We start from the raw sequence: 20,483 nt of genomic DNA, 5'->3' as shown, positions 1-20,483 counted from the left end.
TTTGCTAAAATTATAACCAAAAAAGAGGAGCTAAAATGCAAAATTTATGGGATAAAAAGGCGTCAAACTACCAAAGATTTGACGGCAAGATCAGCGCTATCCAGCAGCAAATTTATGGTAAAGCCTTGGCTTGGGGGATAGACTTTAACGGCAAAGAAATTTTAGATATCGGCTGTGGCACAGGCGTTTGGAGCATATTTTTATCAAAAACGGCTAAGCATATAACTGGCATCGATAGCTCAGAAAAGATGATAGAAATTTTAAACGAGGACGCAAAGAGATTTGGCGTGACAAATTTAACCAGCGAGGTTTGCTCGTGGAGAGAATTTAAGCCCCTTAGACACTTTGATATCGCCATTTGCACGATGAGCCCGGCCATTGCAAGCGATGAAGATTTTGCTAAATTTCAAAACTGCGCCAAGAAAAAGCTCTATCTTGGCTGGGACAAGCCTAGAAGCTCTGATCTACTTGAGCCATTTTTTGAAAAATTTGGCCGCGTGCTCTCTCAAAAAAACGTAGTAGATAGGCTTGAAGCGTGGCTAAATGAGCAAGGCATCGCTTTTAAGAGTCAAATTTTAAATGAGACTAGGATCGCTAGACGAAGCGTGCAAGAAGCAGCTGAAAATATCTGCTGGCACCTTGAGATAAATGGAGCTAAAAACTACGATGAAAAGATGGTTTTAGCGATGTTAAAAGAGAGGTTTGAGGGCGAGTTTATAGATGAGAAAATAGAGTCGCAAATGAAGCTTTTTGTCTTTTAGAGCTTAAATTTAGAGCAAATTTGCTTGCCAAATTCGCTAAAAATGACGCCAAAGATGATGAGCATGGCTCCAAAAATTTGCCAGACGCTAAGTATCTCACCTGCAAAAAAGTAGCCTATTAGCCCAGCAGAGACTGGCTCTAGGCAGAAAAATAGGGCCGCCTTGCTAGCGGTCGTGTATCTTTGAGCGATCGTTTGCACAAAGTAGCAAAATATGGTGCCAATCACAGTCGTGATAAATATCGCTATGAAAAATTCCCTATCAAATTTTGGCACGATACTGCCCTGAAAAAGCGCGAAAACAAGCGAAAGCAGGGCATTTGTAAGAAAGACCACAAAGACAAGCAAATAAAGCTCGCTCTTTCTTACAAAGTGGCCATTTAGCGTAGTATAAAGTGCGTAAAATATCGCGCAAACAAGCGCTAGTGCCTCGCCGCTCCCAAGTGCTAGCGTGGCGCCACTTAAGAGCCAAAGCCCAAAAATAGCGATCATAGCGCCCAAAATGGCAAAAATGCTTATCTTATTTTTAAAAAAGATAGCCGCCATGAAAGGCACTATCACGCACTCAAGCCCCGTGATAAAGGCGACACTCGAGCTAAATGTGAGCTTTAGAGCGTAAGTTTGCGTGACAAATGACAAAAAAAGCACCGCTCCAAGGATAAGCCCGTAGATGACGCTCTTTTTGTCAAATTTCTTAGTAAATTTAAGCGCGACAAAGCCCATAAAGATAGCCGAGAGAAAAAACCGGCAAAAGAGCATGACAAAGACGCCATTTGTCTTTAGCGCGTTTGCCATGGGTAAAAACGTAGCGCCCCAAACGATGGCAACTACGATAAGAGCGATGTCAGCTTTGTTTTGAGCGCTTAAATTTCTCATTTAAAGATCGAGTCAAGCACCTTTTTGCCGCTATCTAGGCTAAAGCCGCTTCTTAGCCCCTTTTCCTTCTCGCTCATCACGTTAAATAGCCCATCTAGCGTCTTTCTCGTGATATAGGCGTTTAGATCCTCGCCATCATCTGGCACATATTCGCTTGCGCCTAAATTTTTAGCTAGGCTTTTGACTGATTTTATCGTTTCGTTGTTTTTTACTGAGCCGCCGATGAAAGAATTTAGCCCATTATAGGCTGTTGCAAAGCTATTGTCACTCATCATTTTCTCAATTATCGGCGTAAATGCCGCCTTTAGCTTTTGGCTGGAGCTTTGCTGCAAATACTTCGTAACGCTATCGCTGCCGCCATTAAAGAGCTTTTTGATGTCTGCCTCGCTCATATTTTTTATGCTCTCGCTAAAAATTTCAGCAGCCTTTGGCACGGCCGTGGTTGCAGCGTTGTTTATCGACTTGCTAAGGTCCTGCGCCCACTTCTCGCCGCCCACTTTTTTGGCTAAATTTGACGCCATCTCAAGGCTTTTTGGAAGCGGGATTTTAGCTGTGGCGTTGTTTATAAAGCCCTCTTTTGAAAGCTCGCCAACAGCGGCATTTAGCGCCTCGCTAACTAAGCTTTTATAGTCGCCACTTGATGCGTGAGTGGCGATTTTGACGCCTTTATTTATCATATCATCCATGCTTGCGGCTTGTAAATTTAAAGCAAGCGCGCCACAAATAATAACAAGAGATCTTTTCATCTTCTCTCCTTTTTTAAATTTAAAGCAAAATCATACAAAAAATATCTAAACGCTTAAAATAAATTTAATATTTTTGCACTAAAATTCACCCTTTTTTGAGGGGAATTTATGCAACTTCTACTTCTTAGCTTCGCTCTTAGCATGGATAGCGCAGCGCTAAATATGGCAAACGGCGCAAGGTATAAAAGCCTTGGCTTTAGCAAAATTTTATTTATAGCTTTTATGCTTGGCTTTTTTCAGTTTTTCATGCCGCTTCTTGGCTATTTTCTAGGCATTAGCTTTGCTAAATTTATAAGCTCTATCGATCACTTCATAGCATTTTTTATACTTTGTTTTCTTGGCTTTAAAATGCTAAAAGAGGCCTGTAGCAGCGGGGCGGGCGAGTCATTAAGTATGGATATTAAGACCATTTTTGTAGGTGCATTTGCCACGAGCATCGACGCGCTTGCCATTGGTGTCACGCTTAGCTTTGAAGCGGTTAGTATATTTGAAAGTGCGCTCATCATCGGCGTAGTCTGCTTTGTGCTAAGCCTAGCCGCCTTTTACATCGGTAAATTTATGGGCAAAATTTTAGAGAAAAAGGCGCTTTTTTTAGGCGGAGCGATACTTATATTTCTAGGCTTTAAAATCCTAATCACCCACCTGATAGAAGAGGGAGTACTCTAAATTTCTATCTCTATGCCAACTGGGCAGTGGTCGCTACCAATGATCTCTGGCAGGATGAAGGCGTCTTTTAGCCTATCTTTTAACCCCTGCGAGATAAAGAAATAATCAATCCTCCAGCCAACATTTTTCGCCCTTGCGTTAAAGCGGTAGCTCCACCACGAGTAAGCGTCCGCAACGTCTCCATTTACGGCTCTAAAGGTATCTATAAAGCCACTTTTTAGCACCTCATCTATCCATGCGCGCTCGATAGGCAAAAAGCCTGAAGTTTTGGCATTTGCCTTTGGATTTTTAAGGTCTATCTCGCGGTGAGCGGTATTTACGTCGCCACAAAATATCACCTCTTTGCCGCTTTTTACAAGCTCTTTGCAGTAAGCTAGAAATTTCTCGTAAAAGTCCATTTTGTAAGCTAGTCTCTCGTCATCCTTTTGGCCGTTTGGAAAGTAGATGTTAAAAAGCACGATATCATCAAATCTATGCTCCAAAACTCGCCCCTCCGTGTCGTCAAAAAAGGCCGCTTTTTGCGTTTGCACATCAAATTTAGCAAGGCTCATCACGCCAGAGTAACCAGCTCTTGCGCCTGAATTTACACTTATATCTTTAAAGCCAAGGTTGTAAATTTCTTTTGGCACGTCATCTTCTTTGACCTTGATCTCTTGCAGTCCCAAAAAATCAGGCCTAACCTCATCAAGCCAGCCAAAGCCATCTTTTGCCACCACTGCGCGCAGCCCATTTACGTTCCAGCTAATAAGTTTCAAATTTCATCCTTTTTTTAATTATAATTATGCCAAAAATCACAAAAAGGAAAGTTATGAGAAACCAGCCAACGTATAAATTTTTTAAAAATTTTAGCTACGCAAGAGAGGGTTTGGCTGAAATTTTTAAAAACGAAAAGAGCTTTCGCATAGAAATTTGCATATTTTTGATAGCTACGATCTCGCTATTTTTTTGGAAATTTGACCTTATTTTTAATCTTTTTTTGATCTTTAGCATGGCATTTGTGCTAGTTTGCGAGTGCTTAAACTCAGCAATTGAGCGCATAACAGACCTTGCGAGCCCAGACTATCACACCCTAGCAAAGGCAGCAAAAGACGCTGGAAGTGCTGCCGTGATGATCGCAAATTTCTTATGTGGCGCGCTTTGGTGCGTGGCGATAGGATATAAAATTTGGGGCTAGACAAAGAAATTTACAAGGCGCTTCTTGGCGAGAAAAAGGTAGAGATCATAAATTTACTTTGCGAGCTAAGCGATGAAAATGGCTTTATCGTGCTTAAAATTTCAGAAATTTGCGAAAGGCTAAATGTAAGCAAACCAACCGTGATAAGCACGTTTAAGCTACTTGAAGAGAAGAAAATTTTTGAGCGAGTAAAAAACGGGGTTTATAGATTTAAAAATTTATAGTGGCAAGCAAGCGCCTGCCACCTCTTTCTAGCCGATAGTCTCAGCAGCGATCATACCAAATGTCAAGCAATCAGTTATAGCCACTGATCCTAGACGGCTGGCTCCGTGAACGCCACCTGTGATCTCGCCAGCTGCATATAAATTTGGTATAGGCATAGCTGTTTGAGAGTTCATGACTTGGGCTTTTGTGTTGATATTTAGGCCGCCCATTGTGTGGTGAACTTTTGGCGTGCCACGCTCTGCGTAAAATGGCGGGACTGAGATATCAATGCCCTTTGTCGTAGTCTCAACAACTGGCTTGCCAAAGTCCTCATCAACGCCTTTTTTGACAAATTCGTTGTATCTTGCGACTGTTTTTTTGAGCTCTTCAACTGGGATCTTATACTCAGCCGCCAAAGCATCAAGTGTGTCAAATTTCTTGCAAATTCCAGCTGCGATAGCCTTTTCATAGTGAGCTGGTAGCATGTGAGGAAGGGCTCTTGAGTCGCAGAAGTTGATAGGGAAGTTTTTATCATCTTCGCCTTTTTCGTGGATGACTTTAAACATCGCTTCAGTTCTTGTCCTGCGGTCAGCTAGCTCGTTCATATAGCGTTTGCCAGTTCTTGGATTGACTGAAATTCCAAATGGAAAAGAGCCATTTACGTTAAACATAGATCCCACGCCAAAGCCTGTCTCATCGGCACATCCCCAAGGGCCATACTGGATCCAGCTTGGCTGAACTGGATAAGCGCCCGCTCTAAATGCCGCTAAAAGCGCGCCTGCTGTTGAGCCTGGTTGGTTTGTCGAGTCTGTCTCAGGCGTGATCCTTGGATCTTGAAGGCGCCTAAAAATTTTATCTCTACAAAAGCCGCCAGCTGCTAGTACGACGCCTTTTTTGGCTTTTATATATTTTGTATCGCCGCCTTTGTTTTCGACATCATCACTCATCAAATTGCCATCAAATTTGTAGTTTTCTCTGACGATGACGCCCACAACTGCGCCCTTGTCGTCAAAGACAAAATCATCAAATTTTGTCCTTTTTTTGATCGACGCGCCTTCTAATTTTTCAAATGTCGCAGTCATAGGAAGCACGATGCCAGCGCCACTGCCGACCTCTGTTTGAAGGCTTCTTGGCACTGAGTGACCGCCTGCGTGAGTGATCTGATCGATATATTTTGCACCACAATCAAGTGTGAGTTTGTAAGCATCTTGCGCCCTCTCGCCGATCTTTGCCAAAAGATCAACGTGGTTGATGCCGCGGCCTGCTTTCAAGCAGTCTTTGATAAATAGTTCGGTGCTATCTTTGATGCCAGCTTTCTTTTGCATGTCGCTATTTGGAACGGCAAAGATACCGCCGTTGATGACAGAGTTGCCACCTGTGCGGCCCATCTTTTCGATCAAGACGACTTTGTTGCCCTTTTTAGCTGATGTCACACCTGCTGCAAGAGCTGCAAAGCCTGAGCCGATGATGACTACGTCATACTCCTCGTCCCATTTGACATCTTTTTCGTTCATCGCGCTGGCCATTAAATTTGTTGCGCCCATACCTAGTGCCGTAGCACCGATAGCGCTAAATTTGACAAAATCTCTTCTAGATAAACCTGAATTTTTCATGCTCTCTCCTTTGAAGTAAGATAATTGCTTATTAGATTATACGACTTTTTTATTAAAATTTGCTAATTAATTTTTTAAATTAAATTTGATTAAAGCTAAGTACGAGTTGGGCGGACTTTGGTAATATTTATTGACACTATTTTTATCCAAATTTGACTTTAGTTTTACATAAAATTGGCATTTAAAGTAAATTTAGCATAAAGTTTTGAGAATTTATTTTTTAAATTTGAGGAAAATAAATATTAATCAAATTTTTGTTTGACTAAATTTATAAAGGAAATTTGGGTTTATTTTGGGTATTAGCTTAAATTAAAATATTAGTTTAAAGAGAGAGTCGGAGCAAATTTGCTCCGAAAAATTATTTTACGCCAACTATGATTTGAGTTGCTTTGATGATCGCAGTTACGTCGTCGCCAACTTTTAGGCTCATGCCGTTTACTGACTCTTTTGTGATAACAGCTGAAATTTTGCTGCCATTTGCATCGATGATAACCTCAGCATTTACAGCGCCGTCTTTTATCTCACTTACAACGCCTTTGATTTGGTTTGTAGCGCTTAGCTTGATGTGGTTATTTTTTGAAACGATAACGCTTGAAGCTTTGAATAAAAATATAGCTTGCTTGCCAACTTTAAGATCAAGGCTCTTCTCGCTATCAACTGTTACAGTTGCTTTTAGCACCTCGCCACCTGCGATTTTGCCAGCGATTAGCGAATTTACCGCACCTGTTCTTACTTCTGATATCTCAACATTTAGTTGATTTCTTGCACTTAGTGACATATTTTCTCCTTATTTTGATTTAATGTTTGGGTATTATAGAGTATTATTATTAGTGCAAACTTATGATCAATTAATAAAATTTTTTAATATCACAAGTAAAGATTTATAATTTACCAAAGCCCAAAATATCGCATTAAATGAACTAAAATCTAAAAATTTAATTTAAATTATTTTTGAAAAAATATATAAGTAAATATTATTTTTTATTATAAAACAGACAAGCTAAGATCGTTTCAAGATCAGATGACTTTAGATCTTAGTTTGTAGATTTGATTTTTAATGACTTGGCGAGAATTTATAAATTTTGCGCTTAGATGCCAGCTTCAAGCATCGCTTCAGCTTGATAGTGCGTGATAAGCGGCTCGATGATCTCGTCAAATAATCCTGCAGCCATGATCGCATCAAGGCGGTAAAGTGTTAAATTTATGCGGTGATCGCTTATGCGGTTTTGCGGGTAGTTATAAGTTCTTATCCTGCCTGAGCGGTCTCCAGTGCCGACTTGACTCTTGCGCTCGCTAGTCTCTTTAGCAAGTCTCTCTTGCTCTTGCATCTCGTAAAGTCTAGCTTTTAGGACCTTCATCGCGGCTTCTTTGTTTTTGTGCTGGCTCTTGCCATCTTGGTTTGTGACAACAAGTCCAGTTGGTATGTGCGTGATCCTAACGGCACTATCAGTTGTATTTACCGACTGACCGCCGTGACCCGAGCTTCTCATAACATCAACTCTTATATCATTTGGGTTGATCTCGATCTCGCTATCTTCAACCTCTGGCATGATAGCCACAGTCACAGCCGAGGTATGCACCCTGCCCTGACTCTCAGTCTCTGGCACGCGCTGAACCCTATGTGTGCCACCTTCAAATTTTAGCCTAGAGTAAGCGCCTTTGCCCTTTATAAGCACGATGATCTCTTTAAACCCGCCAGTATTGCCCTCGCTTTGGCTAACGATCTCGAATTTATATCCACGAAGCTCTGCATATCTGATGTAAGCGTTAAAAAGATCTCCAACAAATAGTGCAGCCTCGTCACCACCGGTGCCTGCGCGAATTTCTAAAAATATATTTTTATCATCGTTTGGATCTTTTGGAAGAAGCAAAATTTTGATCTCTTCTTCAAGCTTCTCTCTTGAAATTTCTAAATTTTTAAGCTCATCTTTTGCAAGTTCGCCAAGCTCAGAGTCCTCAAGTAAGGCTTTATTCTCTTCGATGTCGTTTAGAATTTGTAGATATTTTTTTGCAGCAGTTGCGACTGGTTCGATAGATGATTGCTCTTTTGAGAGCTTTGTCATCTTTTCGATATCGTTTGCTATATTTGGATCGCTTAGAAGCGCAGAAATTTCATCATAGCGATCCAAAAATGGATGAAGTTTATCAGCAAACATTAAAATTTAATAGATTAAGCAGCTTTTAGAGTATTTACTAATTGAGCAAGGCGACTAACGCGGCGAGCAGCAGTTTGTTTCTTCAAAAAGCCTCTACTTACGAAGCTGTGAATGCTTTTGTTAGCAACTTTTAAAGCTTCATTTGCAGCATTTAGGTCTTTAGCTTCTACAGCTACGCGCACTGCTTTTGTGATATTTTTAAGTCTAGTGCGGTAAAATCTGTTTCTTTCTGTTCTTTTTATAGTTTGTCTAGCTCTTTTTTCAGCAGATTTATGGTTTGCCATAATATACCTTTTTTGATAATTTTAGTCCGTGATTATATGAAAAATATATTTAATTGTAACTGAATTTAAGTCAGCTTTAAAACAAATAAAATTTTAGATTTTAAATTTGATAATTTCTGATAAAATAGCACCATTTTATAATAAAAAGGATAAATTTATGAAACTTTTTGGAACAGACGGAGTTCGTGGTAAGGCTGGCGAAAAGCTTTCAGCTCAAACATCTATGCGACTTGCAATGGCTGCTGGAATTTACTTTAGAAAGACCTCAGCGACAAATGTGATTTTGGTTGGAAAAGATACTAGAAAAAGCGGCTATATGATCGAAACTGCCATCGTCGCGGGACTTACTGCGGTTGGCTACAACGTCCTTCAAATAGGCCCTATGCCAACACCTGCGATCGCATTTTTAACAGAAAATATGCGCTGTGACGCTGGCATAATGATAAGCGCCTCACACAACCCATATTACGACAACGGCATCAAATTTTTTGATAGTTTTGGCAACAAGCTAGATGAAAAGATAGAAGCTGAGATAGAGAAAATTTTCTACGACGACGAGCTCATCGCAAACGCCCAAAAGACGATGACAGAGATCGGCGCAAACAAGAGGATCGACGATGTTATCGGCAGATATATCGTGCAGATCAAAAATTCATTCCCAAAAGAGTTAAATTTAAAGAATTTACGAGTAGTTTTAGACGTGGCAAATGGAGCTGCTTACAAGGTCGCACCAACTGTATTTAGCGAGCTTGGAGCCGATGTCATCGTCATAAACAACGAGCCAAATGGTAGCAATATCAATCAAAACTGCGGCGCGCTTCACCCAGAAGATCTAGCAAGCGAGGTAAAAAGACTTCGTGCTGACATCGGCTTTGCATTTGACGGCGATGCTGATAGGCTTGTCGTTGTCGATGAAAACGGCGAAGTTGTGCATGGCGACGCGATACTTGGCTCACTAGCTGCATTTTTGCACGAGCAAAAGACTCTAAAAGGCGGTGCCATCGTGGCTACGGTGATGAGTAACGCCGCGCTTGATGACTATCTAAAAGCTCGCAAGATCAAGCTACTTCGCTCAAACGTAGGCGATAAATACGTGCTTGAGATGATGAAAGAAAATGGCATAAATTTTGGCGGCGAGCAAAGCGGACACGTCATTTTTAACGACTACGCCAAGACTGGCGACGGCCTTGTTACTTCGATGCAAGTCGTTGCGATGATGCTTAAAAAAGGCAAAAAAGCTAGTGAAATTTTTGGCGAGCTAAAGCCGTATCCGCAAATTTTGCTAAATTTAAAGATCACAGAGAAAAAGCCGCTTGATAAGATAGAGGGGTTAAAAGAGCTTGAGGCTAGCCTTGCAAAAGAGGGCATAAGATCGCTCTTTAGATACTCTGGCACTGAAAATTTGATCAGACTTTTGCTTGAGGGCAAAAATCAAACTTTAGTTGAAAAACGCATGGATGAAGTTGAGAAATTTTTTGTAAAAGCCCTAAATGCGTAGAAATTTGGTTAAATTTTTCATTGCGTTTTTTCTCATTTTTATCGTTGATCAAGCGATAAAAATGATATTTATAGATGGTTTTTCGTGGGAGGGCGAGTTTTTCTCGCTAGTTCTTACATATAATAAGGGCGTTGCATTTTCGATGTTTGCCTTTTTAGATGAGTGGCTGAAATTTATACAAGTTGCCCTTATCTTAGGCGTTTTTGTCTATCTAGTCGTTGAAAAAAAGCTGCTTTGCTCGCATGCCATTTGGCTTGGAGCTTTACTAGGAGCTGGCAGCTCAAATATCACAGATAGATTTATCCATGGCGGCGTCGTGGATTACGTCTTTTGGCATAAGTGGTTTAACTTTGCGGTCTTTAACTTCGCTGATGTGATGATCGATCTTTGCGTCGTGATGATACTTTGGCAAAGTTTTAGAAAAAGGAGAGAGAGTGGGAAATAATATCTACGTCGCATACGCGCTTTGGCTACTTACTGGCTGGCTTGGAGCGCATAGAATTTACCTTGGTAAATTTATCACTGGCTTTTTGATGATGGGGTTATTTTTCGTTGGGTATGCTACGCTTTATTTCATTATAGGCATACCATTCTTAGCTATTTGGGGCATTTAGTGGCTTATAGATGCATTTTTAGTTGGCGCTTATGTCGAGAAAAATTTACAAAAGGCCGAGCTAAAAGAGAGAGTAAAACTAAAAGATAAAGAGGACGACTTAAAAAGGCTTTACGAGCTTTTTGAGAGTGGTGCGATCAGCAAGGCTGAATTTGAAGCTAGAAAAGAGATACTTTTTAGATAAGGAGACGTTATGGCAGAATATTATCTTTACTTAAAATACCTCCACTATTTGTTTTTCATCTCGTGGATGGCAGTGCTGTTTTATCAGCCAAGGCTCTACGTTTATCACGTAGAAAATATGGACAAGCCAGACTTTGTAAAGGTGGTTGAGGTGATGGAGTATAAGATGTATCACTACATCGGCTGGGTAGCGCTCATTGGCTCATTTGTCACTGGCATATTGATACTTATCGCTATGCCTGATCTTATAAAAACTGGCCACATCCATGTCAAAATTTTAGTTGTCATCTTAATGGCTATCTATCACCTAGACCTTGGACGCTACATGAAGCAGCTTAAGGAGAAACGCTGTAACAAAAGTGGCATCTTCTTTAGAGCTTACAACGAAGTGCCAACTATCGCGATGCTCATCATCATCTGGGTCATGATAGTAAATCCATTTTAAAGGAATTTGATGAAGAAATTTTTAGCATTTATCGCTTTGCCAGCACTCTTGCTCGCAGCTACTCAGTACTTTGAGCCGATGCAGATAAAATTTGACAACAGACTCTACTCGCTAGCAAGCTCAGCCAAGCCTGTGCCAAATTTATTCACGCAGGAGTACTTGCTCCCTGGCGAAAAGCTAGATAGTTTTAGCTATATGCTCTCGCTAAATACCCTTAAATTTGACGCTACACCAGAGCAAGCAGTCGAGCAAAAGATAAATGATCTAAAAGAGCTAAAGGCAAAAGGGCTAAAAGTAGCTTATAAAAAGGGCTCGCTCGCAAATGAAATTTATCTTGATATCACGATATTTTCAAATTTAAATGGCACTCCAACAGCCGAGCACTCGATATATCGCTACACCAAACAGGGCGGAAATTTAGTCCTTTTTACTATCCAAAGGCGTGCTTATAAAAAAGAGGGCATTCAAAGATTTGCTACAAATTTCACGATCGAGTCGCAAGACTTTAGCAAAAAAGCTCTAGCCACACCTTTCCCCCAAATCATCAGCAAATAAAGAAATTTGAGTGTAAATTTAGCCTTTGCACTCAAATTTTAAAACCAGACTTAACAAATTTATCTAAAAATAAAACGAATAGTTATATGATAAGAAAAACTCAAAAAGGATAGCCTATGATACACAAAATTCTTATCGCAAATCGTGGTGAGATCGCAGTTAGGATAGTCAGAGCTTGTAGGGATTTACACATCCAAAGCGTAGGAATTTACACAGCACCAGACAGCGAGTGCTTGCATGTCAGGATCGCTGATGAGGCCTATCAAGTGGGCGAAGATCCGATCAAGGGCTATCTTGACGCCAAAGCTATCGTAAAGCTCGCTAAAGAGTGCGGGGCTGACGCCATTCACCCAGGATACGGCTTTCTAAGCGAAAACTACGAATTTGCAAAGGCGGTTGAGGATGCTGGGCTCATCTTCATCGGTCCAAAGGCTGAAGTCATCAAAAAAATGGGCGATAAAAACATCGCTAGATATCTTATGAAGAAAAACGGCATACCGATAGTGCCAGGCACTGAAAAGCTAAATGATGAGAGTATGGATGCCATAAAAGAGCACGCTAGACGCATCGGCTACCCAGTCATCTTAAAAGCAAGTGGTGGCGGTGGCGGTCGCGGCATTAGAGAAGTTTGGCAAGAAGAAGATATGCAAGATGCCTTTGAATCGTGCACCAGAGAGGCAAAAGCATACTTTAACAACGACGAAGTTTTTATGGAGAAGCTTGTCGTCAATCCTCGCCACATCGAGTTTCAAATTTTAGGTGACAACTACGGCAACATCATCCACCTTTGCGAGCGTGACTGCTCTATCCAAAGGCGCCACCAAAAGATCATCGAGATCGCACCTTGCCCATCGATTAGTGAAAATTTAAGAAAGATCATGGGTGTGACTGCGGTGGCTGCTGCAAAGGCTGTGGGCTACTCAAACGTAGGAACGATCGAGTTTTTGCTAGATGACTACAACAACTTTTACTTTATGGAGATGAATACCCGTATCCAAGTGGAGCACGGCATCACTGAAGAGATCACAGGCCACGACCTAGTCGTTAGGCAGATAAGAATAGCAGCAGGTGAAATTTTAGAGATCGAGCAAAGCGATATCAAACCACGCGGTTACGCGATAGAAGCAAGGATCACAGCTGAAAATGTCTGGGAGAATTTCATCCCAGCACCAGGCACGATCGAGGGCTACTACCCAGCTCTTGGCCCATCTGTACGCGTCGATAGCCACGTCTATAAGGACTACACCATACCGCCATTTTACGACTCACTTATCGCAAAGCTGATCGTCAAAGCAACCGACTACGATCTAGCGGTAAATAAGCTTGAAAGAGCACTTGAAGAATTTACCATCGAGGGCGTGCGAACGATCATCCCATTTTTGCTAACGATCAGCAAAAGTAAGGAGTTTAGAAGGGGATTTTTCGATACTAGCTACGTTGAGAAAAACTTAAAAACTATCCTTGAAAACACCTATGATGATATGAACAAAGAGCCAAATGACGACCTAGAAGAGGTCATCGTAGAGGCGATAAAAAGATATAAAAAGAAGAGATAAATTTATCTTATTGCGGCTTTGGCGATAAATTTCGCCAAGGCTAAATTCTCGCGCAAACTGCGTAAATTTTAGCTCCGTCATTTGCCACAGCATAGAGCCTGCCACCGCTTGCTAGCATGATCTGATCTGTGCTAAGTCTAAATTTCTCAAACTCTATCTCTTTTAATAGCAAGCCATCTTTGGCGCTTATCAAAACTGGCTTATTTTTGCGGTTTGCGAGCAAAATTTGACCTTTGATCCAAACAAAATGCTCCGTGCCACTGGTTTTAAACTTAAACATCACCTCGCCACTTTTTGCATCCACGGCATATAGATCTCCGCCCTTGCCAGCGGTGCCAAAGTAAAGTACCCCATCATTCAGGCAAACTGGCGTGTAGAGATATGCGCCAAGCTTTAGCCGCCAGATGGTCTTGCCTATCCTTGCGCCCTGCTCTTTGGGCGGCAAATTAGCGTTTAAATTTTCATCTTTTGCTTCGCTTTTGAACTCTGCGCTGTCCAAAATTTCTTTGCACTCCATCATAAATGGCGAACTCATTCGCACGCAAAAACCATCAAATTCATACGTTTTAGCGTCGTTATATATCTCTTTTACGGGCTCATTAGCTTCGCCGAGCTCGCTCATCAGCCCGTCACTTATCTTTATAAGCTTTGCTGGGGAGTTTATGTAGCCCTTGTAGTATCTAGTATTTAGCACGAAGTAGCCATTTTCTGGGTAGCAACGTGCATTGCTGGCTATAAAAATTTCGCTTTGTTTATAGGTAAGCGTTGATCTTTTATGCTCGCTAAAGTCGCGTGAAAATGTATCTAGTAGCACGTAGTTTGGCGTTAGTTTTTGAGCTATCTCTAGCTCGTTAGGCACCCCAAAAGCAAAATGCACAAATGCAATGCGCTCACCCATCTCATAAATGCCAGTTACGCCGTGTCCGCGAAACTCCACGCCAGGCATATCAAGAGGATATGATCTAACCACGCTAGCTCCTTAAAATTATGGCGATTATAACCCAAATTTCAAAGCACACTAGGCTAAAATTGATAAAATTTGCCAAAATTAGCAAATTTAAGGAGCGATATGTTTTTAAAACTAGACGAGATCGTTAGAAAACTAGATCAAATTTTCTTGCCACTAGAGCAAGATGGCATAACTGGTATGAGGCTTTTGCCACAAAAGGACGCTTCGGCATTTATGCAAGCACAAAAGAGCCTTGGCGTAAATTTACCAGCCAAATTTACAAAGCTTTTAAGCAAATTTGAGCTTAGCAACTTTGAAATTTGCAATGTCAGCTTTGGCTCCAGAGGCGACTACGCGAGCGAGCTAGTGCGCCTAAACAGCGTAGATGAGTTTGGTGGCAAATGGTGGCAGGGTGAAGCTCGCCCAGCAAATTTGATAGTTTTTGCTGTGGGAGATCCTTGGATATTTTTGCTTGATTGCACGAGTGGTGCGGTCTATGCGTGGCTACTTGGAGATAAAAAGCTTTGCAGCAGGCGCGTCGCGAGCGACTTTGAAAAATTTTTCATAGCGCTTGCCAGCACCTATATAGCAAGGCTAAATGACGAAGCCATGCCATCATCCGAGCAAATCCTAAATTTTGTCCAAGCAGACGACGTGGCACTTGATTTTTGGCAAGAGATGGCGCAAATTTAGTAAATTTTATAAATTTAGTTTCGATATGTAACACTCATTGCCTAAAATAAAAATATTAAAATATCTTTAAATAAAAATTTTTTCTAGCCGAGCTAATATTTAACTACAAAAAAAAGAAAAAGGAGCAAAAATGAGCGAGTACATCGAACAAACGATGGAGTGGATAAAGAAGACCAACCCAGGTCAAGGCGTCTTTGTCCAAGCTGCGACTGAGGTTCTAAACAGCCTAGAGCCGCTTATCAAAAGAGAGAGCAAGTACCAAAAACACGCGATCCTAGAGCGCATCGTCATCCCTGAGCGCACGGTGATCTTTCGCGTGACATACACGGGCGATGATGGCAGACCAAAGGTAAATAACGGCTACCGCGTGCAGTTTAACTCAGCCGTTGGCCCATACAAAGGCGGTCTAAGGCTCCACCCAAGCGTCGATCTTGGCGTGCTAAAATTTCTTGGATTTGAGCAAATTTTCAAAAACTCGCTCACTGGCGTAAATATCGGCGGCGCAAAAGGCGGTAGCACCTTTGATCCAAAGGGCAAGAGCGAGGGCGAGATAATGCGATTTTGCCAAGCATTTATGAGCGAGCTATATCGCCACATCGGTAACACCGTGGATGTGCCAGCAGGCGACATCGGCGTGGGCGCTAGAGAGATCGGCTATATGTTTGGTCAGTATAAAAAACTAACTGGCAGGTTTGATGGCATCCTAACTGGCAAAGGGCTAAACTGGGGCGGCAGCCTAGCGCGTACAGAGGCTACTGGATACGGACTAGTATATTTCACTCAAAACATGCTAAAAAAAGCTGGACTTGATCTAGAGGGCAAAAAATGCAGCATCAGCGGTAGCGGAAACGTCGCCATCTACACAGTCGAAAAGCTCTATCAAGCAGGCGCACTGCCTATCACCGTCTCTGACTCAAACGGATATGTCTATGATGCTGAGGGCATCGATCTAGCGGTGCTTAAAGAGCTAAAAGAAGTAAAACGCGCTCGCCTTAGCGAATACATAAAATTTAGACCAAATGCAAAATATGTAAGCGTGAGCGAATACAAAGAGGGCAGAAACGGCGTCTGGGACGTACCATGCGACGGAGCCTTCCCATGTGCGACACAAAATGAGCTTCACCTAGCTGACATAAAAGTGCTTTACGCAAATGGCTGCCGCTTCGTGGCTGAGGGTGCAAACATGCCAAGCACGCTTGATGCGATAAATTTCATGCTTGCGCAAAAAGACTTTCACTTTGCTCCAGCAAAAGCAGCAAACGCTGGCGGCGTGGGCACGAGCGGACTTGAGATGATGCAAAATGCTGGTATGACTTCGTGGAGCTTTGAGGAGGTCGATCGCAGACTTCATGGCATCATGAACCACATCTTTGAACTAAGCTACGAAACAAGTAAAGAGTTTGGCGATGAGGGCAACCTAGTGCTTGGCTCAAATATCGCTGGCTTTAGAAAAGTGGCTGATGCGATGATAGATCAAGGATATGTGTAGGCCAATTTGGCTCTGTAAATTTACGTCCAAGCTAAATTTGGACGTAAATCAATATAAGGTTGGCTGGGATTTTAACTAAAAGAGAGTTTGGTTTTTGCACGGCAAATTTTACTAGCAGGCTATCAAATTTACGCTAGTTTGAAGTATTTATGCCGTGTATATAGAGCGTTTCTTTTGATAAATTTGCACTGGCATGATAGATGTGAATTTGAAGCTTGATTAAATTTCACTAGTGTGGCGAGCAGACCACTTTTTTAGAGCTTGTAGTATAAATTTTACTAAAAGAACTAATATAGCGGCAAATGGTGGAGTGGCGAGGTTTGACTAGCAAAATTGAAAGTTTTTGCCGTGAAGCATCCTGTGGATATTTTGCTTGATTACACGAGTGATGCGGTCTATGCATGGGCTGCTTGGTGATGATGAAATTTGCAGCAAATGCATTGTGAGTGAGAAATTCTCATAGCGCTTGCAACTTTGACATAGTAAGGCTAAATAGTGAAATCCTGCCAAAGAATTAGCAAAACCTAAAATTTCACAAGCAGATAAAAAGCACTTTTTTGACAAGAAATGGCTTATGAAATTTAGGCTCGCTCCGTACTAAATTCTCTTTTATAAATTTAAACTACAAACAAGCGAATTTCTTACTGAATTTAGCCTAAAAACTCGCACACGCACCATAAATTTATAAACTCACAAGATGGTTATCAAATTTACTTTACTAGGCGACTTTACCCAGTCAAATTTCAACAAATCACTCGTATAAGGTTTGGCAGAAAAGAGGTGGGATAAATTTTGGTAAGCGAAAATTGAAATTTACTGCATTTAACCCACAAATAAGCAAATTCTCATCAAATTTAGTCACCACTTAAAACCATAAGTAGCCAAAACATTTTGTAAAAAGCGTCATTAAAACGATATTCTTTTTGCCAAATTTAGCTAATTCATAGGCAAAATCTAATTTAAATAACTCGCACACGCACCATAAATTTATAAACTCGAAAGTGGTTATAAATTTTGCCCTAGCACGTGGCACTTTTCTAGTTAAATTTCAGTGGAGCAACCCACGCTAGCGATGGTAAAATGATTAAATTCTGCTAAGCAAAGATTAAAATTTGATAAATTTAAGCTACAAATAATCAAGTTTCTTGCCAAATTTGCTCATCAAATAAAAACAGAAGCAGTAAAAACGTTTGCGAAAAACATTTGGCAAAGCGATATCCCTTTGCCAAATTTAACCAGATATTGAGCAAATTTAGCCTCAAATACTCACGCAAGCATATAAAAGACAAAATTTAAAACTCACAAGAAGTTTTTAGGCACAGCACTTTTGCGAGTGACAGCAAGACAATAAAATTCGAACAAGAGAATTTAAAATTTGCTAAATTTAAGCTACAAATAATCAATTTTCTTACCAAATTTAGCCTGCAATTAGACAAAATTTGATTTCAAACACCCACGCAAACACTAAAAATTTACAAACTCGCAAGCCACATCAACCGCAAACGCCCTTGCGTAAATTTAGCAAATATAAAAATGATAGAATTTTTGAAAATAGTTATTTGTGAGTTTTTGTATTAAAAATTTAATGAAAAAGAGCAAGCCCTAGCCTGCTCTTTGTGAGAATTTAACCCTTTTTTGGAGTTACAAGCATATTTACATAACGACCTTCTATTATAGGCTCTTTGTCGCGGTCAGCTTCATCTTTGATCATCTCCCAGACCTTCTCAAGCATGGCTACGCCAGCCTCTGGAGTGCTCATCTCGCGACCCTTTAAAAAGACACGAAATTTAACGTGTTTGCCATCTTGCAAAAACTCGCTTGCGTGTTTAACCTTGTAGTTTATATCGTTTTGGGCGATCTTGACAGAGAGTTTTATCTCTTTTATCTCGATGGTTTTTTGCTTTTTCTTGGCCTCTTTTTGCTTTTTCTCTTGCTGATAGCGGAATTTGCCATAGTCCATTATCTTGCAAACTGGCGGCTTCGCGTCTGGCGCTATAAGCACTAGATCAAGTCCAAGCTTGTTTGAGATCTCTAAAGCCTCATCTCTTGAGATGACACCGTATGCCGTGCCATCATCTCCTACACATCTTACCTCTCTCGCCCTTATATCCTCATTGAGCAATACTTCATTTTCCTTACTCAAAAATGTACCTCACTAAGTTTCTCCTTCGTTAAATTTATAAATTCCGCCAAGCTCATATCGCTCTGCGTCCTAGCCTGTCTGTCGCGCAACGCAACGCTTTTGTTCGCTACTTCGTTGTCTCCTAGCACGACTATCATAGGCACCCTTTGTTTTTCTGCCGTTCTTATTCTCTTATTTAAACTCTCATTTTTACTTGCGATCTCGCTATCGACGTTGATCTTTCTTAGCTCGCGTGAAATTTCTTTTGCGTAGTCTAAATGCGCGTCGCTAATAGGCACGATGACGACTTGCGTAGGAGCTATGAAAAATGGTAGCTCGCCAGCAGTGTGCTCAAGTAAAATTCCTATAAATCTCTCAAAACTGCCAAGCAAGGCTCTGTGAAGCATTACAGGGCGCTGTCTTTCGTTATTTGCGTCGATGTAGCCTAGGTCAAAGCGCTCTGGCAAGTTAAAATCGACTTGTATCGTGCCACACTGCCACTTTCTCTTAAGAGCGTCAGTTATCTTAATGTCGATCTTTGGTCCATAAAATGCGCCGCCGCCCTCGTCGATGCCGTATTTAAAGCCATTTTCATCAAGGGCTTCTTTTAGCGCTTTTGTAGCTGTATCCCAAATTTCATCGCCGCCGATCGCTTTGGCTGGCTTGGTTGATATCTCCATCTCATAGTGGAAGCCAAAATTTTCCATTATCGTGCCAGCAAATTTTAAAATTTCTAAGATATTTTCTTTTATCTGGCTTGGCATACAAAAGATATGTGAGTCATCTTGTGCAAATTCGCGAACTCTGAAAAGTCCGTGAAGCACGCCGCTTTTCTCATGGCGGTGTACGACGCCGTACTCGAAAAATTTAAGTGGCAAGTCGCGGTAAGAGCGGATGTCACTTTGATAGACTTTAATGTGACCAACGCAGTTCATCGGCTTGATGCCATACTCTGTCTCATCGATCGTTGTAAAGTACATATTTTCTTTGTAGTTTGCGTAGTGGCCGCTTCTTCTCCACACGTCAGCCTTTAAAAGCTCAGGACCTCGCACTGGCTCGTAGCCACGATCTCTGTGAGCTTTGTATAAGAGCTGCTCTAGTTTTGATCTTAAGCGTCCGCCATTTGGTAGCCAGATAGGCAAACCGCCGCCCACCTCTTCATCAAATGTAAATAGCTTCATCTCGACGCCAAGCTTTCTGTGATCGCGCTTTTTAGCCTCTTCGATGATGCGGATGTGCTCTTTTAGGCTCTCTTTGTCTGCGTAAGCTGTGCCGTAAATTCTAGTTAGCATCTCACGGCTCTCATCGCCGCCAAGATATGCCCCAGCTACGCGCGTAAGCTTGAAAAATCTTAAAAATTTAGTATTTGGCACATGTGGTCCGCGGCAAAGGTCCTCAAAATCACCTTGTGCGTAGCTGCTCACTTCGCCATCTGGAATTCTTTTTAAGACCTCTTGTTTTAGATCGTCGTTTTTAAATTTCTCACTCATATTAGCTTTGGTTGAGCAGGTTTTAACGATGTCAAATTTCTTCTCAGCAAGCTCTTTCATCTTATCTTCGATCGCTGCTAGATCGCTCTCGCCTAGCTTCGTGCCCTCATCATCAACTCTAAAATCATAATAAAATCCATCTTCTACGTTTGGTCCGACAAAGAATTTCGCCTTTGGATAGAGTGATTTGATAGCTTGTGCCATGAGGTGCGCACAGGAGTGTCTGATAACGTGTAGTGCCTCTTTTGAGTTGTCAAAATAGATAGGCTCAGCACTACTCTCACGCCCTGCGATACTTTGAGTATCGACTATTTCGCCATTTAGTTTGTATGCGATGATATCGCTCATTGTTTTTCCTTATATCAAATTGTCTTTTTTACGATAAAAGAACGATTAAGGATTTTATCGAAA

At 41.3% G+C, this 20,483-nt stretch carries 23 protein-coding genes; 13 read left to right on the top strand and 10 right to left on the bottom strand.

Features of this window, described 5'->3' with window-relative positions; genetic code table 11:
- The first annotated feature begins 35 nt into the window (after positions 1-35).
- Positions 36-761: a class I SAM-dependent methyltransferase gene (locus F3G91_RS07105; RefSeq protein WP_149701121.1), complete on the top strand. Its 726-nt coding sequence runs from the start codon at positions 36-38 to the stop codon at positions 759-761.
- On the opposite strand, the gene F3G91_RS07100 is transcribed toward F3G91_RS07105, so the two are convergent.
- Entirely contained in the window at positions 758-1,636 is an 879-nt protein-coding gene (locus tag F3G91_RS07100; RefSeq protein ID WP_149701120.1) for a DMT family transporter, read from the bottom strand. The two genes, F3G91_RS07105 and F3G91_RS07100, sit on opposite strands and share 4 nt — an antisense overlap.
- A complete protein-coding gene (locus F3G91_RS07095) occupies positions 1,633-2,382 on the bottom strand; it encodes a DUF4197 domain-containing protein (RefSeq protein WP_149701119.1) in 750 nt (249 codons plus the stop codon). Before F3G91_RS07095 ends, F3G91_RS07100 begins: the two co-directional genes overlap by 4 nt.
- Before the next feature lie 108 nt (positions 2,383-2,490).
- Between F3G91_RS07095 and F3G91_RS07090 the strand changes: the two genes are divergently transcribed.
- The gene (locus F3G91_RS07090) at positions 2,491-3,048 is read left to right on the top strand and encodes a manganese efflux pump MntP (protein WP_149701118.1); all 558 of its coding nucleotides are present in this window, start codon (positions 2,491-2,493) and stop codon (positions 3,046-3,048) included.
- Here F3G91_RS07090 and F3G91_RS07085 read toward each other — a convergent pair.
- Entirely contained in the window at positions 3,045-3,803 is a 759-nt protein-coding gene (locus F3G91_RS07085; protein WP_149701117.1) for an exodeoxyribonuclease III, read from the bottom strand. The two genes, F3G91_RS07090 and F3G91_RS07085, sit on opposite strands and share 4 nt — an antisense overlap.
- 53 nt (positions 3,804-3,856) lie before the next feature.
- On the opposite strand from F3G91_RS07085, the gene F3G91_RS07080 reads away from it, so the two are divergent.
- Positions 3,857-4,222, top strand: a complete 366-nt coding sequence (locus F3G91_RS07080) for a diacylglycerol kinase (protein ID WP_149701116.1) — start codon at positions 3,857-3,859, stop codon at positions 4,220-4,222.
- Positions 4,213-4,446: a winged helix-turn-helix domain-containing protein gene (locus F3G91_RS07075; protein WP_149701115.1), complete on the top strand. Its 234-nt coding sequence runs from the start codon at positions 4,213-4,215 to the stop codon at positions 4,444-4,446. The genes F3G91_RS07080 and F3G91_RS07075 overlap by 10 nt, the downstream gene beginning before the upstream one ends.
- Before the next feature lie 27 nt (positions 4,447-4,473).
- On the opposite strand, the gene F3G91_RS07070 is transcribed toward F3G91_RS07075, so the two are convergent.
- The 4 genes from F3G91_RS07070 to rpsT form a co-directional block, all read right to left on the bottom strand.
- Positions 4,474-6,039, bottom strand: coding sequence for a flavocytochrome c (locus F3G91_RS07070; RefSeq protein ID WP_149701114.1), 1,566 nt, complete (start codon positions 6,037-6,039; stop codon positions 4,474-4,476).
- Positions 6,040-6,397: 358 nt separating this feature from the next.
- On the bottom strand, positions 6,398-6,817 hold the full coding sequence (locus F3G91_RS07065) for a TOBE domain-containing protein (protein WP_149701113.1): 420 nt from the start codon (positions 6,815-6,817) through the stop codon (positions 6,398-6,400).
- A 310-nt stretch (positions 6,818-7,127) separates the two neighbouring features.
- Positions 7,128-8,195: a peptide chain release factor 1 gene (gene prfA / locus F3G91_RS07060; RefSeq protein WP_107797478.1), complete on the bottom strand. Its 1,068-nt coding sequence runs from the start codon at positions 8,193-8,195 to the stop codon at positions 7,128-7,130.
- A gap of 14 nt (positions 8,196-8,209) precedes the next feature.
- Positions 8,210-8,479 carry a 30S ribosomal protein S20 gene (rpsT, locus tag F3G91_RS07055; RefSeq protein WP_004317319.1) on the bottom strand — a complete coding sequence of 90 codons (270 nt, stop codon included), beginning with the start codon at positions 8,477-8,479 and terminating at the stop codon, positions 8,210-8,212.
- Positions 8,480-8,636: 157 nt separating this feature from the next.
- On the opposite strand from rpsT, the gene glmM reads away from it, so the two are divergent.
- From glmM to F3G91_RS07025, 7 genes are all read left to right on the top strand, one after another.
- Entirely contained in the window at positions 8,637-9,977 is a 1,341-nt protein-coding gene (glmM, locus tag F3G91_RS07050) for a phosphoglucosamine mutase (RefSeq protein ID WP_149701112.1), read from the top strand.
- Entirely contained in the window at positions 9,970-10,422 is a 453-nt protein-coding gene (lspA, locus tag F3G91_RS07045) for a signal peptidase II (RefSeq protein ID WP_149701111.1), read from the top strand. Before glmM ends, lspA begins: the two co-directional genes overlap by 8 nt.
- The gene (locus F3G91_RS10445; RefSeq protein ID WP_223227840.1) at positions 10,412-10,591 is read left to right on the top strand and encodes an NINE protein; all 180 of its coding nucleotides are present in this window, start codon (positions 10,412-10,414) and stop codon (positions 10,589-10,591) included. The genes lspA and F3G91_RS10445 overlap by 11 nt, the downstream gene beginning before the upstream one ends.
- A 6-nt stretch (positions 10,592-10,597) precedes the next feature.
- Positions 10,598-10,774 (top strand): SHOCT domain-containing protein, encoded by a 177-nt coding sequence (locus tag F3G91_RS10440; protein WP_223227857.1) that lies wholly within the window; start codon positions 10,598-10,600, stop codon positions 10,772-10,774.
- A gap of 9 nt (positions 10,775-10,783) precedes the next feature.
- Positions 10,784-11,218 (top strand): HemJ family protein, encoded by a 435-nt coding sequence (locus tag F3G91_RS07035; RefSeq protein ID WP_004317437.1) that lies wholly within the window; start codon positions 10,784-10,786, stop codon positions 11,216-11,218.
- Between the two features lie 9 nt (positions 11,219-11,227).
- Positions 11,228-11,773: an HI_0983 family protein gene (locus tag F3G91_RS07030; protein WP_021087019.1), complete on the top strand. Its 546-nt coding sequence runs from the start codon at positions 11,228-11,230 to the stop codon at positions 11,771-11,773.
- A 116-nt stretch (positions 11,774-11,889) separates the two neighbouring features.
- On the top strand, positions 11,890-13,329 hold the full coding sequence (locus F3G91_RS07025; protein ID WP_004317286.1) for an acetyl-CoA carboxylase subunit A: 1,440 nt from the start codon (positions 11,890-11,892) through the stop codon (positions 13,327-13,329).
- A gap of 40 nt (positions 13,330-13,369) precedes the next feature.
- Here the strand turns inward: F3G91_RS07025 and F3G91_RS07020 are convergent, their stop codons facing one another.
- Positions 13,370-14,299 (bottom strand): PQQ-binding-like beta-propeller repeat protein, encoded by a 930-nt coding sequence (locus F3G91_RS07020; protein WP_149701110.1) that lies wholly within the window; start codon positions 14,297-14,299, stop codon positions 13,370-13,372.
- Between the two features lie 99 nt (positions 14,300-14,398).
- On the opposite strand from F3G91_RS07020, the gene F3G91_RS07015 reads away from it, so the two are divergent.
- Both F3G91_RS07015 and gdhA read left to right on the top strand, forming a co-directional pair.
- A complete protein-coding gene (locus tag F3G91_RS07015) occupies positions 14,399-14,971 on the top strand; it encodes an SMI1/KNR4 family protein (protein ID WP_149701109.1) in 573 nt (190 codons plus the stop codon).
- A 130-nt stretch (positions 14,972-15,101) separates the two neighbouring features.
- A complete protein-coding gene (gdhA, locus tag F3G91_RS07010; protein WP_149701108.1) occupies positions 15,102-16,460 on the top strand; it encodes an NADP-specific glutamate dehydrogenase in 1,359 nt (452 codons plus the stop codon).
- Between the two features lie 1,624 nt (positions 16,461-18,084).
- Here gdhA and infC read toward each other — a convergent pair.
- Complete coding sequence (infC, locus tag F3G91_RS07005) at positions 18,085-18,603, bottom strand: translation initiation factor IF-3 (RefSeq protein WP_009295104.1); 519 nt, start codon at positions 18,601-18,603, stop codon at positions 18,085-18,087.
- A complete protein-coding gene (gene thrS / locus F3G91_RS07000) occupies positions 18,600-20,420 on the bottom strand; it encodes a threonine--tRNA ligase (protein WP_149701107.1) in 1,821 nt (606 codons plus the stop codon). Before thrS ends, infC begins: the two co-directional genes overlap by 4 nt.
- Positions 20,421-20,483: the final 63 nt, after the last annotated feature.

Source organism: Campylobacter concisus (genome assembly GCF_902460715.1).
In the GTDB taxonomy this organism is placed as follows: domain Bacteria; phylum Campylobacterota; class Campylobacteria; order Campylobacterales; family Campylobacteraceae; genus Campylobacter_A; species Campylobacter_A concisus_AK.
The sequence above is the reverse complement of the archived record's forward strand: the minus strand, read 5'-3'. Positions and strand labels throughout refer to the sequence as shown.